This is a genomic window from Actinoplanes sp. NPDC048796 (assembly GCF_040650035.1).
Lineage (GTDB): Bacteria > Actinomycetota > Actinomycetes > Mycobacteriales > Micromonosporaceae > Actinoplanes.
The window spans coordinates 335,985-350,266 of sequence record NZ_JBEZGO010000006.1; the positions used below are offsets into that span (position 1 = coordinate 335,985).

Consider the following 14,282-nt stretch of genomic DNA (forward strand, 5'->3'; position numbering starts at 1 on the left):
CGTCAGGGTTCCTCGCGCAGCGTTCGCAGGACGCGGACCAGGAGGAAGCCGCCGCCGGTGATGAGCAGCAGGCCGAAGGCGATGGCCAGCACGCTGCCGGTGCTCATGGTGGAGTCGGATTTGGGGGCCGCCGCGGCGGCGGGGGTGGTCGGCGTGGCCGGATACCAGGCGCCGGAGTCCGTCAGGTCCTCGGTGGTCGCCGTGGCCGCCGGGAGTGAAGACGTGGGGCTGGAGACCGGGGCGCCGGCGCCCTCCCCGCCGGTGGTCGGCGTGGGGGTTGCGGATGGTGTGGTCGGGGTGGCTGTGGGGGTTTCGGCGGTGGCGCAGTCGGTGGGCTGGCGCCACGTACCGGCGTACGTCACGAAGGTGTTTGTGCGAATGGTGAGGCTGCGGGCGGTCAGCTTCCGGGACTCGCCGGGACCTAGGCGGAGCAGACGGTCGCCCGTCAGGAAGACGGCGTCGGTGGTGGCCCGGTCGCTGTTGGCCAGGGTGCCGGTGAGCGTGCCGTCGCAGTCGTTGTCGAAGGTGACCGTGGGGGCGGGAGCGCATTCCTTCGTGCCGCCGCGGTAGGAGGCGTCCGGCAGCAGCGCGGCGGGGGCGTTCGTACCCTCGTACGTCAAGCCTGTGCCTTTGATCGCCTCGACCTGGGTGTAGCAGCGGGGCACGGTGACCTTGAGGGACAGGCTGCGCTTCGACGCGGTGATCGAGCCGCGGTCGGTGGAGTACACGAAGGGGCGGGCGTTCGACGTGGCCGAACCGGTCGTGTAGGAGGCCAGGGCGAAGGTCTGGCTTTGGCCCGAGCAGAGCGGCTTCGCGGCCGTGACCGTCACCGAGCCGGACGGGCCGTCGAAGGTGTGACGGTACGTGGCGACGGCCGTCGATACGCACGCCTGGTCGGCCATCGGTGAGGCGGCGAGCGCGGCACCGGGCGTCACCGCGACGGTTGACGCGGCCAGCAAGAAGATGAAGCGACGCAGCACGGCCGAGCCCCCCAGTCGGTCATGGCGAAATCCCCGAAAAATGAGATTAGGGGGATTTGCCCGGACGAGCCAGGGCTGGGGGCGGCGGGAAACAACACACGGGGCTTCCCTAAGAAAGGGGAAGCCCCGGCCGACGCTTCTTACTTCCGGGCGTCGAGGGCCTGCTGGTAGAGCCGGCCCGCGCGGTACGACGAGCGGACCAGCGGGCCGCTCATCACGCCCGAGAAGCCGATCTGCTCGGCTTCCTCGCGGAGCTCGACGAACTCCTCGGGCTTGACCCAGCGCTCCACGGGGTGGTGGCGCGGGGTGGGGCGCAGGTACTGCGTGATGGTGATCAGCTCACAGCCGGCCGCGTGCAGGTCGCGCAGGGCCTGGGAGATCTCCGAGCGGTCCTCGCCCATGCCGAGGATCAGGTTGCTCTTGGTCACCAGGCCGGCCGCGCGGGCCTGGGTGATGACGTCGAGCGAGCGCTCGTACCGGAAACCGGGGCGGATCCGCTTGAAGATGCGCGGGACCGTCTCGACGTTGTGCGCGAGCACCTCGGGGGTGGCGCCGAAGACCTCGGCCAGCTGGGCCGGGTCGGCGTTGAAGTCGGGGATGAGCAGCTCGACGCCGCAGCCGGGCTGAAGTTTGTGGATCTGGCGGACGGTCTCGGCGTAGAGCCAGGCGCCGCCGTCGGGCAGGTCGTCGCGGGCGACGCCGGTGACGGTGGCGTAGCGCAGGCCCATGGTGGCGACCGACTCGCCGACGCGACGGGGCTCGTCGGCGTCGAACTCGGCCGGCTTACCCGTGTCGATCTGGCAGAAGTCGCACCGGCGGGTGCACTGGTCGCCGCCGATCAGGAAGGTCGCCTCGCGATCCTCCCAGCACTCGTAGATGTTCGGGCAGCCCGCCTCCTGGCAGACCGTGTGCAGGCCTTCTTTCTGCACCAGGCCGCGCATCTGCGTGTACTCCGGGCCCATCTTGGCCTTGACCTTGATCCACGGCGGCTTCCGCTCGATGGGAGTTTCGGCGTTGCGCGCTTCGATGCGAAGCATGCGGCGGCCCTCGGGAGCAATAGTCACAGCCCCGAGATTACGCCTGTTGAGACGGCTGCCTAGACAGGGGCGACGAGGCTCACTGGACGGCCCGTGTGACGGCGGTCACGTAACACGTGTAAATGCGGTTTCGTGTGCTGGTCGCCTGCTGTTAACGTCCGGCCGACGGCGAAGACGGAACCGAGTACCGCCCCGATCCGACGGCCGAGAGAGCCACCGGCAGCTGTGAAGGTGGCCCGTTCGCCGGGGCGCGAAGACACTCCCGAGCCTTTGCATGACCAAGAGGCGCTTGTCCGCAAGCGCGAAGGTGTGGTGGCACCGCGAGGATCCCGCTCGCCCACACCTGTCTGGGGCCGCGTTGCAGTCACCAGAGGAGGTCCCCGCCATGCAACGCATCCTCTCCACCCAGTTGGCGTCCCACGTGCACGAGACCGTGACGATCGCCGGCTGGGTCCACCGCCGCCGCCTGCTCAAGTCGGTGGCGTTCCTGATCGTCCGTGACGCCGAAGGCCTCAGCCAGGTCGTCGTCACCGACCAGAAGATCCTCGAGGGGCTGACCGAGGAGAGCGTCGTCCAGGTGACCGCCACGGTCACCCCCAACGACCAGGCGCCGGGCAAAGTGGAGCTCACCGGGCCGGCGATCCGGGTCCTCAGTGCCGTGAGCGCGCCCCTGCCGTTCGAACTGCACCGGCCCGAGCTGACCGCGAGCCTGCCCACCCAGCTCGACCACGCGGCGCTGGCGCTGCGGCATCCGGCCCGCCGGGCCGCGCTGCGGGTCGCGGCCGCGGCCACCGAGGGTTTCCGGGCCGCGCTGAGCGAGCAGCGGTTCGTCGAGATCCAGACGCCGAAGATCGTGGGGTCGGCCACCGAGTCCGGCGCCAACGTGTTCGCCATCGACTACTTCGGACGGCCGGGCTACCTGGCCCAGTCGCCGCAGTTCTACAAGCAGCTGATGGTCGGCGTCTTCGAGCGGGTCTTCGAGGTCGGGCCGGTGTTCCGGGCCGAGCCGAGCGACACCGCGCGGCACCTGTCGCAGTACACGTCGCTCGACGCCGAGATGGGTTTCATCGAGGACCACCGGGACGTGATGGCGGCCCTGACGCGAACACTGACGGTGATGGCAGAGGCCGTCACGACGCGTGCGGGCCTCGCCGTAGAGGTGCCTGCCGAGATCCCGGCTGTGCACTTTCGCGAGGCGCTGAAGATTGCCGGAGCGCCGGAGGACGAACCCGACCTGGCGCCGGCGCACGAACGGGCGCTGGGGGAGTGGGCGCGGCGGGAGCACGGTTCGGAATTCGTGTACGTGACGGGTTATCCGATGCGCAAGCGGCCGTTCTACACACACCCGGACCCGGCCGACCCGGCGTACTCGAACGGCTTCGACCTGCTCTTCAAGGGCTTGGAGATCGTCACCGGGGGCCAGCGGCTGCATCGGTACGAGGACTATGTGCGGGCGCTCGAGGGCAACACCGGGCCGTACGAGGGCTACCTGGACGGTTTCCGGTACGGGATGCCGCCGCACGGTGGCTGGGCGATCGGCCTGGAACGGTTCGTGGCCCGGCTCATGAGCATCAAGAACGTCCGGGAGGTCGCCGCGTTCCCGCGGGACCTGCACCGGATCACGCCCTGACCCGGGCTCAGACGAAGTACGCGATCGTCACCGCGACGACGATCACGAGGGGGACGATCGTCATGCAGACGAGGATCGTCCAGGCGATGGGGTGGCCGAAGTTCAGGACCACCCCGCCGCCCTTCTTGGGTACGAAGACCCGTTTGTCCTGCGGATTGCGGTAGAGCGGCATCAGAGCAGGGTACGCAAGTGCTTCTCCACCACGGGCAGCACCTCGGCCACCGGCACGTCGCGGCCGAGTTCGGCGCTGAGCGAGGTGACGCCCGCGTCGCGGATGCCGCACGGGGTGAAGCGGTCGAAGTTGGTCAGGTCGCAGTCGCAGTTGATGGCGAAGCCGTGCTGCGTCACGCCCCGGGCGACCCGGATGCCGATGGCGGCGATCTTACGGTCGGGCCCGCGCTCGTCGGCCAGGACCCAGGCGCCGCTGCGGCCGGGGATCTCGGAGCGGGCGGCGACGACGCCGAACTCGGCGCACACGTCGATCAACAACTGTTCGGTACGGCGTACGTACGCCACCACGTCGATCGGGTCGGCCAGCTTGAGGATCGGGTAACCGACGAGCTGGCCGGGGCCGTGCCAGGTGATCTTGCCGCCGCGGTCGACCTCGACCACCGGCGTGCCGTCGATCGGAAGGTCGGCGGGCTCGGTGCGCTTGCCGGCCGTGAGGACGCTGGGGTGCTCCAGCAGCAGGACGGTGTCGGGCTGGCTGCCCTCCACCACGGCGTCGTGCAGGCGGCGCTGCTCGTCCCAGGCCTCGCGGTAGTCGACGAGCCCCCGGCGCAGCACGGTGAGCGTAGGTGTTGTCACGACTCCACCGTACTGCCGTCCTTACCTATCAATGGGATCCACTCCTGGGCGGATGCGCCACACCAGGGCGTCGTCGACCCGCTCGGGCTCGCCCAGCAGGTCGGTTGCCGTCACCTCCACCGCCTGGCGGAACAGCGGCCCCTCGGAGCCGGTGATCTCACCGTCGGGCAGGAAGACCGCGGTGACGCCCCAGCGCTGGAAGTCGGCGCGGGCCGAGGCGCGGTCCCAGTTGTCCAGGTCGGCGATGTAGCCGTACAGCGCGGCCCGCAGGAACAGCCAGTCCGTCGCGCGCGGCAGCGCCCCGATCCGGCCCTTGCCCTCGGCGCCCAGCTCGTCCGGCCCCAGGAAGTAGCCGTCGGGAATCCGGAACTCCTCGCCGCCGCGGGCCATCGTGTACGCCTGCCAGCGCTGTCCGTCGGCGGCCACGTTGACCCCGAACGGCAAGGCGCTGATCACGCCGCCGTCGGTCGTGTAGTCCTTCCAGGCCCCGCTGCTGATGAACTTCGGCTCCGCCGCCCGCTCCCGGTACAGCAGCGGCAGCGGGAAGATCGGCACCAGCGCCAGGGCGAGGGCCGCGATCAAGGCTTTCCGGTACGACGAGTCGAGCAGGCGCTCGGTGATCAGCGCCAGCACCACGGCGAACACCCCGGCCAGAACCAGCGAGAACCGCAGCGGCAGCGCCGAGTCGAACAGCGGCAGTCTCTGCAGCAGCGCGTACGGCAGCGGGATCGACGTCTCCATGTCGAGCACCCGCAGCCGCGGCCCGAGCGCCATCACGAAGAACACCACAGCGACCACGATCAGGGCTCGCAGCGTCGCGCGCCGGGCCTCATCGGCCCGTCGCCACAGCACGATCAAGGACCCGATGATCAGGACCACGAGGGGTACGCCGAAGAACGACGTCTCCTCGGTCGGATTGGGCGCCAGATCGCTGCGCAGGCCCAGCCCGGCCGCCACGCTGCGGTCGGCGAACGCGAAGAACGCGAACAGGTCCTCGGCGAAGTGGCGCTGGTTGAACCCGGTGCCCTTGAACGTCTGCGGACCGGCGAAATGCATGTAGAGGGGGTACGCGAGCAGCGCCCCGGCCACCACGGCGGTGAGCCCGAGCGCGCCGAGGAACCGCGGCAGCAGCCGGCGCGCCTCGGCCCGGTTCGGTCCGGCCAGCGCCCACGCGATGACGAAGACGCCGCCGGCCAGCGCGGTGAAGAACAGCCCCTCGGCGGCGATCGAGAAGCTGACCCCGAGCAGCACGCCCAGGATCAGCCCGCCGCGCACCCAGTGGCGCTGATCGCGCATGCGCAGCAGCTGCCAGAGCACCAGCGGCGCGATCCAGCCCGAGGTCCAGTTGAGGTGGCCGTTGGCGTGCGAGATGAAACCCGGCGCGAACCCTGCGAACAGCCCGCCGACGGCGGCCGCGACCCGGTTGCGGGTGACCCAGCGGAGCAGGAACAGGTACCAGACGAAGCCGGAGGCGGCCAGGTTGAGCGTGAGGATCGTGACGAAGGTGACCTGCGGCCCGGCCAGCATGGTCAGCGGCGCGAACAGGATCGCGTACACCGTGATGGACGTGTTGGCGGCCAGGTTGACGCCGTCCGGAGCGTTCAGCAGGTCGGTGAAGAACGGATCACCGCCGTGGTGGAGCAGGTGGACGCCGTACGCCAGAACCCACTCGAAGAAGGCCTGATCGCCGGGGTTGGCGGCGACGGCGTGCCGGTACGGATTGCTCCAGAGGCCGGAGGTGACGTAGAGCGCCAGGGCGAGGGCGGCCAGGGCGACCGGCAGATGGGCGCGGAGGCGCTTGGTCGCCGCTCGGGCGCCGGGCGCGGCCGGCCGATCTGCTGCGGCTGGGGTGGTGGGGGCGGCGACGGACATCAGCCGCAGGTTAGCAAGGGCTCCTGGTAGTTCAGTGTGATGCCGCTGCTTCCTTACCCAGGGCCGCCTGCAGGGCCGACGCCACTGTCGGATATGTCCATTGGAATCCGGCTCTTTCCAGCACCGCGGGAACGACCCGCTGGTTGCGGCGGGCCTCGCCGCCCAGCTCGCCGACCGCGAGGTCCATCGCCGGCCCGGGCACGAAGAACAGCGCCGGCCGGTGCAGGATGCCGGCCAGGATGCGGGTGAACTCGCCGTTGGTGACCAGCTCGGGGCCGACCAGGTTGACCGGGCCGGCGATGTCGTCGCGCTCCATCAGGAACTCGACCGCGCCGAACCAGTCGGCCAGCCCGATCCACGGCATCCACTGCTTGCCGCTGCCGAGCTTCGCGCCGGCGCCCAGCTTGAACAGCGGCAGCAGCGGCTTGAGGATGCTGCCCTCCTTGTCGAGGGCGGGCGCGGTGCGCAGCAGCACGACGCGGGTGCCGGCGTCCTCGGCCGGGCGGGCGGCGGCCTCCCAGACCCGGCACAGGTCGGCCAGGAAGGTGGTGCCGGCGGGCGCCTCCTCGGTGACCGGGGTGTCGCCGGTGTCGCCGTACCAGCCGGCGCCGGAGGCCTGAAGCAGCGTGCGGGGCCGATCGGCCTCGGGGAGCAGGCGGATCACCCGGGCGATGGTGCCGGTGGTGTCGACCCGGCTCGAGCGCAGCACGCTCTTGTAGCGGGCGGTCCAGCGCTTGTCGCCGATGTTCGCGCCGGCCAGGTTGATCACCACGTCGTGGCCGGCCACCACCGAGGGGTCGAGCTGACCCTGCGATGGCTGCCAGGTCGCCTCGTCGGGCTTCTCGGCGGGCCGGCGGACCAGCCGGGTGACGTCGTGCCCGGCGTCGCGCAGGCGCTGCGCGAGCGGCGTGCCGAGGTAACCGGACGCACCGGCCATGAGGATCCGCATGGGTTCAATCATGCCCCGTCTCGAACCCGTTCAAAACGCTGACGGCCCGCTCGGTGAACCGAGCGGGCCGTCAGCGTTTCAAAAATCAGGCGAGGCCGAGGTCACCCTCGAAGTGGCCGCCTTCCAAGCGCTCCTTCAGCGTGACCAGGAAGCGGGCGGCGTCGGCGCCGTCCACGATCCGGTGGTCGTAGCTCAGGGCCAGGTAGACCATCGAGCGCGGGACGATGATCTCGCCGAGCTCGGGGTCGCTGACGACCACGGCCCGCTTGACCACCGAACCGGTGCCCAGGATGCCCACCTGCGGCTGGTTGATGATCGGGGTGTCGAAGAGCGCGCCCCGGCTGCCCGTGTTGGTCAGCGTGAACGTGCCACCCGAGATCTCGTCCGGGCCGATCTTGTTGTTCCGGGTGCGGTCGGCGACGTCGGCGATCCGCTTGGCCAGGCCGGCCAGGTTCAGGTCGCCGGCGTCCTTGATCACCGGAACGATCAGGCCCTTGGGGGTGTCGACCGCGATGCCGAGGTGCTCGGTGTCGTGGTACGTGACCGTGCCCGCCTCGAGGTCGATCGAGGAGTTGACCACCGGGTGCTGGCGCAGCGCCTCGACCGCGGCCAGGGCGAAGAACGGCAGGAAGCTGAGCTTGACGCCGTTCTTGGCCAGGAAGTCGGCCTTGGCCTTGTTCCGCAGCTGGGCGATCTTGGTGACGTCGACCTCGACGACGGTGGTGAGCTGCGCCGAGATCTGCAGCGACTCGACCATGCGACGGGCGATCGTCGCGCGGGTGCGGGTCAGCTTCTCGGTGCGGCCACGCAGCGGGCTCGGCGCGGGCTTCGCCGGCGCGGCCTTCTGCGGCGCGGCGGCCTGGGCGGGAGCCGGAGCCGGGGCCGCCTTCGCGGCGGCCGCCTTCTCGGCGGCGTCGATGACGTCCTGCTTGCGGATGCGGCCGCCGACGCCGGTGCCGGACAGGGTCGACAGGTCGACGCCCTTCTCGGCGGCCAGCTTGCGCACCAGCGGGGTCACGTAACCGGCGTCGCCGGCGCCGTTCGCCTGGACCGTCTCGCGGGACGGCGACGAGGACGGCGCGGGCGGCTCGGCGTTACGCTCGGCCGCGACCGGGTCCTTGGCCACCTCGGCCTCGGGGGCCGGGTCGGCGTACGACTCGCCACCGGAACCGAAGTCCGGAGCCGGCTTCGACTCGATCTTGGGCGCGGCCGGCTGCTGCGGAGCCGGGGCCTGCTCCTGCTTCGGCGCCTCGGGCGCCGGGGCGGGAGCGGAGGGCTTCGCGTCAGCCGAGCCGATGATCGCGAGGTCGGCGCCGACGTCGGCGGTCTCGTCCTCCTGGACCTTGATCTCGAGGACCGTGCCGGCGACCGGCGACGGGATCTCGGTGTCCACCTTGTCGGTGGAGACCTCGAGCAGCGGCTCGTCGACCTCGATCGTGTCGCCCACCTGCTTGAGCCAGCGCGTGACGGTGCCCTCGGTGACGCTCTCGCCCAGCGCGGGCATCTTGACCGCCGTGCCGCCGGACGACGACGAGGCCGTCTGCGGCGCGGGCTGCTCCTGCTCGACCGGCTTCTCGGTCGACGGGGTGGTCGGCGCGGCGGGCTCGGGCTCGGGGGCCTGCTCCTGCTGCTTCTGCTCCGGGGCGGGGGCCGAGCCGGCGTCCTCGCCGTCACCGGCGATGACCGCGAGCTCGCTGCCGACGTCGGCCGTCTCGTCCTCGCCCACGACGATCCGGGTGAGCACCCCGGCCGCCGGCGAGGGGATCTCGGTGTCGACCTTGTCGGTCGAGACCTCGAGGAGCGGCTCGTCCGCCTCGACGCGCTCGCCCTCCTGCTTGAGCCAGCGCGTGACGGTGCCCTCGGTGACGCTCTCACCCAGCCGCGGCATGGTGACCGATACCGGCATGTCTCAGTACTCCTTAACCACGTCTTTGACGACGATCAGCTGTGTGCGTGCAGGGGCTTGCCGGCGAGCGCGAGGAACGCCTCACCCAGCGCCTCGTTCTGCGTGGGGTGGGCGTGGACCAGCTGCGCGACCTCCTCGGGGAAGGCCTCCCAGTTGTAGATCAGCTGGGCCTCGCCGACCAGCTCGCCCATGCGGGCGCCGACCATGTGCACGCCGAGGACCGGGCCGTCGTTGAGACGGACCAGCTTGACGAAGCCCGCGGTCTTGAGGATCTGGCTCTTGCCGTTGCCGCCGAGGTTGTAGTTGTACGACGTGACCTTGTCAGCGCCGTACTTCTCCTTGGCCTTGGCCTCGGTGAGGCCCATCGAGGCGACCTCGGGGTCGCAGTAGGTCACCCGCGGGATGCCGGCCTCGTCGATCGCGGCCGGGTTGCGCCCGGCGATCTCCTCGGCGACGAAGATGCCCTGCTGGAAGCCGCGGTGCGCGAGCTGGAGGCCGGGGACGATGTCGCCGACGGCGTAGATGTTGCCGACGCCGGTGTGCAGGCGGTCGTTCGTGATCACGAAGCCCCGGTCGATCGTGATGCCCTGCTGCTCGTAGCCGAGGTTGGCGGTCGTCGGGCCGCGCCCGACCGCGACCAGCAGCACCTCGGCCTCGACGGTCTCGCCGCCGGCGATGGTCGCGCGCACGCCGTTCTCGGTGTGCTCGACCTTCTCGAACGGCTTGCCGACCTTGAAGTTGATCTTGCGCTTGCGGAACGCGCGCTCGACGGCCTTCGAGATTTCCTCGTCCTCGGCCGCGACCAGGCGGGGCAGCGCCTCGATGATGGTGACGTCGGCGCCGAACGACTTCCAGACGCTGGCGAACTCGACGCCGATGACGCCGCCGCCCAGCACGATCGCGGAGGAGGGCACGCGGTCGAGCTTCAGCGCGTGCTCGCTGGCGATGACCCGCTTGCCGTCGATCTCGAGACCCGGGATCGAGCGCGAGTAGGAGCCGGTGGCCAGGATGACGTTGCGGCCGGTGTAGCGCTGGCCGTTGACCTCGACGGTGTCCTTGCCCACGAGCTTGCCCGCACCGGACACGATCGTGATCTTGTCCTGCTTGAGCAGACCGGTCAGGCCCTTGTACAGGCGGGAGACGACACCGTCCTTGTACGCGTTCACCCCGGCCATGTCGATGCCGACCAGATCGGCCTTGACGCCGAACTGCTCGCTCTCGCGGGTCTGGTCGGCGATCTCGGCGGCGTGCAGCAGCGCCTTGGTCGGGATGCAGCCGCGGTGCAGGCACGTGCCGCCCAGCTCGGCCTTGTCGATCAGCGCGACGGAAAGGTTGAGCTCGGCCGCGCGCAGGGCGGCAGCATACCCGCCGCTACCGGCGCCGAGAATGACGATGTCGAAGTTTCCGCCGTTCGGCTGGCTCACGTTGACTCCAGTGTTCGCGTCGTTGCCATGCGGGTCACACAATGGAAACGGTCACAGTATGTCCAGGCCATCTTGTCACTTGTGGAACCGGTCGATGCAGCCAGGTTCCCCACAGTCGTGCCCACTCGACGTACTCTTGCGGCACCGATGAGCGGGAGGAGCGGGTGTGGCCTGGTTTCGGCGGAGCCGGGAGCCGCGTCGGGCGGCCGGCCGGCCGGTTGACCGTGCCGATCTTGAGTATCTCGCGGAGTTCGTCCGCAGTCGCCGTGGAGTCGAGGCCTTCATCGAGCCGCGCACCACGGTGACCGAGACCACCGTATTGCTTGTGGCACACGACGGCGAGTGGACCCGCCGACGGATCGAATCGCCCGAGATCGCCCGGCGCTGGGCACACCAGCTGAGCCTACCGATCTACGACATCCGGCTGCTCGGTTATCCGCAGCGCATGCGCGATTACATCTCCCGGCAGAAGAAACTGGGCCGCGACCCCGGGGGCTCCGGAGCGTACCGCCCCGAAAGCCCCCGTTAGGCCCTAGGCCAGGCTGTCGATCGCGGCCAGGAAGGTACGGACCGGCACGCCCGTGCCGCCCTTCGCCCAGTACCCGGTGGGCTCACCGGTGTGGTAGCTCGGGCCGGCGATGTCGATGTGCGCCCACTCGACGCCGTCGGCGACGAACTCGCGCAGGAAGACGCCACCCTGCAGCATGTGCCCGGCCCGGTCCAGGTTCGCGTTCGTCTGGCAGATGTCGGCGATGTCCGACTCCATGCCCTTGCGGACCTCCTCCGGCAGCGGCATCGGCCACACCGGCTCGCCGACCGCGTCGCCGGCCGCCTTCACCAGGTCGATGGCGCCCTCCGAACCCATCAGGCCGGAGATCCGCTTACCCAGCGAGATCACCTGACCGCCGGTGAGCGTCGACGCCTCGAGCACGTAGTCCGTACCGTCCGCGCAGGCCCGCGCGATCGCGTCGGCCAGCACCAGACGGCCCTCGGCGTCGGTGTTGAAGATCTCGACCCGCTTGCCGTTGAACATGGTGAGCACGTCGCCCGGCCGGTAGGCCGAACCCGACGGCATGTTCTCGGCGATCGCCAGGTAGCCGCTGACCGCGACCTGAGGCTTGAGCGCGGCGATCGCCAGCATGGTGGCGCCGACCGCGGCCGCGCCGGCCATGTCCGACTTCATCTCCCACATGCCGGCGGCCGGCTTGATGCTGATGCCGCCGGTGTCGAACGTGATGCCCTTGCCGACCAGCGCCACCCGCGTCGGGTTCTCGACGCCCTCGGGCACGTAGGTCAGCTTGACCAGGCGCGGCTTGGCCTCCGAACCCTGGCCCACGGCCACGATGCCGCCGTACCCGCCGGCCTTGAGCTCGTCGAAGCCGAGCACCTCGACCTGCAGGCCGGTGCCCTCGGCGGCGGCCACCACGGCGTCCGCGAACTCCGGCGGGCGCAGCGAGTTCGGCGGGGTGTTCACCCAGTCCCGGGTCAGGCGCACGGCCCGGGCCACGGTCTCGGCCCGCGCCACCTCGGCCGCGGCGGCGGCGTCGGCCGCGTCCGGCACGTGCACCTGGACAGCGGTGACCGGCTCGCGGCGGTTCGGCTGCGGCTTGGTCTTGTAGCCGGCGAACCGGTACGAGCCGATCAGCGCACCCTCGAGGATCGCGCGCAGCACACCGGGCGCGTCCGCGTCGTCGGGCAGCGGCAGGGCCAGCGCGACAGTGCCGCTGCCGGCCAGCGCGCGCACGGCGGCGCCGGTGCCCCGGCGCAGCGTCTCCAGGTTCGGCGCCGAGCCGGACGGCTCGTCACCGAGACCCACCGCGACGACCAGCGGCGCGCTGATTGTGCCGAGGGTGGCGAGCTTGGTCACCTCGCCGGGGGCGCCGCTCGCGCCCAGCAGGGCCAGCGTCGAGGTCAGCTTGCCGTCGAAGGCGGCGGCGATGCTCTCGGCGCCGGCGGCCGGCAGCAGGGCACCGCCCTCGTCGGGTTGGCTGTGCAGGCCGATGACGATGGCGTCGACGGCCAATTCGGCCGGGTCGGTGTCGACCAGGCTGAGGCTGGGCTGGCTCACTCGGGCTCTCCGCGGACGTTCGGGGCCGGGCTCCTCATGGGCGCACCGGCTGGTTCGGGTGGTGGGGTGTCCCCGCGACTCTAACCACATGCAAGGTCACGGGTAAGTTGAGTCTCATGTCTGCCGAGGTCACCGATGCCCTTTTCCGCTCCCCGCTGCACGAGCGCCACGTCGCGCTGGGCGCCAAGTTCGCCGCCTTCGGCGGATGGGAGATGCCCTTGGAGTACGCGGGTGGCGGCGTCCTGAAGGAGCACGCGGCGGTCCGCGAGGGAGTCGGCGTGTTCGACGTCTCCCACCTGGGCAAGGCCCGGGTGCGGGGCGAGGGGGCGGCGGCCTTCGTCAACTCCTGCCTCACCAACGACCTCGGGCGCATCGAGCCGGGCAAGGCGCAGTACACGCTCTGCTGCGACGACGGCGGCGGCGTGGTGGACGACCTCATCGCGTACCTGATCTCCGACGACGAGGTCTTCCTGATCCCGAACGCGGCGAACACGGCCGAGGTGGTCCGGCGGCTCGCGGCGGCGGCGCCGGCCGGCATCGAGGTCGTGGACGAGCACCAGGCGTACGCGGTCCTGGCCGTTCAAGGCCCGCAGTCGGCGTCGGTCCTGCAGAAGCTGGGCCTGCCGACGGACCACGGGTACATGTCGTTCGCCACGGCGACGCTGGGCGGGGTCTCCCTGATCGACTGCCGGACGGGTTACACGGGCGAGCACGGCTACGAGCTGGTGGTGCCCTGGGACGACGCGGCGGCGGTGTGGGACGCGCTGATCGCGGCGGGGGTACGGCCGTGCGGGCTGGGAGCGCGGGACACGCTGCGCACGGAGATGGGCTACCCGCTGCACGGGCAGGAGCTGTCGCTGGACATCTCGCCGGTGCAGGCCCGCTCGGGGTGGGCGGTCGGCTGGAACAAGCCGGCGTTCTGGGGGCGTGCGGCGCTGACGGCGGAGAAAGCCGAGGGGGCGCGGCGGACGCTGCGCGGGCTCGAGCTGACGGGGCGTGGCATTCCGCGGGGGCACATGGAGGTGTACGCGGGGGAGCAGCGCATCGGTGAGACGACCAGCGGGACGTTCTCGCCCACCAAGAAGGTGGGGATCGCTCTGGCCCTGATCGACACGGCGGCGGGGGTGGCCGACGGGGATCTGGTTCAGATCGACATCCGGGGGAAGCGGATCGAGGCCCGGGTGGTCAAGCCGCCGTTCGTGCAGCCGTCTGTGCGGTGAAGTGGTTGCGCTGGGACGGTTGAGGGCCGGGTGTGGCCGACCCTGACTGGCTGAGGAGCGCTTTACGTCTGGGTCGGCCACACCCGGCCCTCAACCTCGGGTGGGGGCTCGGCGCCGGCCAGGCGTGGGTCACTCGCTGCTTGCGGGTACGAGGGCTGAGCGGTCACCTCGCGGCGGTGCGGGTCGAGGTTCGCTGCCGCGCTGGGGTTTGGCTGGGCGGGTCTGTCGGGCAGGCCCGGCTGGGTGGGGGCTGGGCGGCAATTTCCAGGCCGGTTGCGCGGGATTGTGGGATGGGGCCAGGCCGGTTGAAGCCAGTCCTTGATGCCCGGTGCAGTGCTGACACGTTGTTTTCCGCCTCGGCCTGGGCTTGACCAGGACGAAGGTGCGAG

Annotated in this window: 12 protein-coding genes; 3 read left to right on the plus strand and 9 right to left on the minus strand. The window is 70.7% G+C overall.

The features are described 5' to 3' along the window. Window positions 1-2: 2 nt before the first annotated feature. Window positions 3-980: a hypothetical protein gene (locus AB0C26_RS26085; RefSeq protein WP_360252585.1), complete on the minus strand. Its 978-nt coding sequence runs from the start codon at window positions 978-980 to the stop codon at window positions 3-5. Between the two features lie 140 nt (window positions 981-1,120). Next, entirely contained in the window at window positions 1,121-2,017 is an 897-nt protein-coding gene (gene lipA, locus AB0C26_RS26090) for a lipoyl synthase (protein WP_360253150.1), read from the minus strand. A gap of 385 nt (window positions 2,018-2,402) precedes the next feature. Between lipA and aspS the strand changes: the two genes are divergently transcribed. After that, window positions 2,403-3,647, plus strand: coding sequence for an aspartate--tRNA(Asn) ligase (gene aspS / locus AB0C26_RS26095; protein WP_360252588.1), 1,245 nt, complete (start codon window positions 2,403-2,405; stop codon window positions 3,645-3,647). A gap of 7 nt (window positions 3,648-3,654) precedes the next feature. Here the strand turns inward: aspS and AB0C26_RS26100 are convergent, their stop codons facing one another. The 6 genes from AB0C26_RS26100 to lpdA form a co-directional block, all read right to left on the minus strand. Then, window positions 3,655-3,819 (minus strand): peptide ABC transporter substrate-binding protein, encoded by a 165-nt coding sequence (locus AB0C26_RS26100; protein ID WP_360252591.1) that lies wholly within the window; start codon window positions 3,817-3,819, stop codon window positions 3,655-3,657. After that, window positions 3,819-4,454: a lipoyl(octanoyl) transferase LipB gene (gene lipB / locus AB0C26_RS26105; RefSeq protein WP_360252594.1), complete on the minus strand. Its 636-nt coding sequence runs from the start codon at window positions 4,452-4,454 to the stop codon at window positions 3,819-3,821. Before lipB ends, AB0C26_RS26100 begins: the two co-directional genes overlap by 1 nt. 21 nt (window positions 4,455-4,475) lie before the next feature. Continuing rightward, window positions 4,476-6,326, minus strand: coding sequence for a DUF2079 domain-containing protein (locus AB0C26_RS26110; RefSeq protein ID WP_360252597.1), 1,851 nt, complete (start codon window positions 6,324-6,326; stop codon window positions 4,476-4,478). A 31-nt stretch (window positions 6,327-6,357) separates the two neighbouring features. After that, window positions 6,358-7,275, minus strand: coding sequence for a TIGR01777 family oxidoreductase (locus tag AB0C26_RS26115; RefSeq protein ID WP_360252600.1), 918 nt, complete (start codon window positions 7,273-7,275; stop codon window positions 6,358-6,360). A gap of 85 nt (window positions 7,276-7,360) precedes the next feature. Continuing rightward, entirely contained in the window at window positions 7,361-9,181 is a 1,821-nt protein-coding gene (gene sucB, locus AB0C26_RS26120) for a 2-oxoglutarate dehydrogenase, E2 component, dihydrolipoamide succinyltransferase (RefSeq protein ID WP_360252603.1), read from the minus strand. Between the two features lie 35 nt (window positions 9,182-9,216). Then, window positions 9,217-10,605 (minus strand): dihydrolipoyl dehydrogenase, encoded by a 1,389-nt coding sequence (lpdA, locus tag AB0C26_RS26125; RefSeq protein WP_360252606.1) that lies wholly within the window; start codon window positions 10,603-10,605, stop codon window positions 9,217-9,219. A gap of 166 nt (window positions 10,606-10,771) precedes the next feature. Between lpdA and AB0C26_RS26130 the strand changes: the two genes are divergently transcribed. Next, the gene (locus AB0C26_RS26130; RefSeq protein ID WP_360252609.1) at window positions 10,772-11,134 is read left to right on the plus strand and encodes a hypothetical protein; all 363 of its coding nucleotides are present in this window, start codon (window positions 10,772-10,774) and stop codon (window positions 11,132-11,134) included. 3 nt (window positions 11,135-11,137) lie between these two features. On the opposite strand, the gene AB0C26_RS26135 is transcribed toward AB0C26_RS26130, so the two are convergent. Further along, the gene (locus AB0C26_RS26135; protein ID WP_360252612.1) at window positions 11,138-12,673 is read right to left on the minus strand and encodes a leucyl aminopeptidase; all 1,536 of its coding nucleotides are present in this window, start codon (window positions 12,671-12,673) and stop codon (window positions 11,138-11,140) included. A gap of 116 nt (window positions 12,674-12,789) precedes the next feature. On the opposite strand from AB0C26_RS26135, the gene gcvT reads away from it, so the two are divergent. Next, window positions 12,790-13,893 carry a glycine cleavage system aminomethyltransferase GcvT gene (gene gcvT / locus AB0C26_RS26140; RefSeq protein ID WP_360252615.1) on the plus strand — a complete coding sequence of 368 codons (1,104 nt, stop codon included), beginning with the start codon at window positions 12,790-12,792 and terminating at the stop codon, window positions 13,891-13,893. Window positions 13,894-14,282 lie beyond the last annotated feature (389 nt).

What these genes read in the sequence shown, in the direction of transcription:
- lipA (WP_360253150.1), bottom strand. Translation starts at nt 2,017, where the DNA reads ATGCTTCGCATCGAAGCGCGCAACGCCGAAACTCCCATCGAGCGGAAG.
- aspS (WP_360252588.1), top strand. Translation starts at nt 2,403, where the DNA reads ATGCAACGCATCCTCTCCACCCAGTTGGCGTCCCACGTGCACGAGACC.
- AB0C26_RS26100 (WP_360252591.1), bottom strand. Translation starts at nt 3,819, where the DNA reads ATGCCGCTCTACCGCAATCCGCAGGACAAACGGGTCTTCGTACCCAAG.
- AB0C26_RS26110 (WP_360252597.1), bottom strand. Translation starts at nt 6,326, where the DNA reads ATGTCCGTCGCCGCCCCCACCACCCCAGCCGCAGCAGATCGGCCGGCC.
- AB0C26_RS26115 (WP_360252600.1), bottom strand. Translation starts at nt 7,275, where the DNA reads ATGCGGATCCTCATGGCCGGTGCGTCCGGTTACCTCGGCACGCCGCTC.
- sucB (WP_360252603.1), bottom strand. Translation starts at nt 9,181, where the DNA reads ATGCCGGTATCGGTCACCATGCCGCGGCTGGGTGAGAGCGTCACCGAG.
- gcvT (WP_360252615.1), top strand. Translation starts at nt 12,790, where the DNA reads ATGTCTGCCGAGGTCACCGATGCCCTTTTCCGCTCCCCGCTGCACGAG.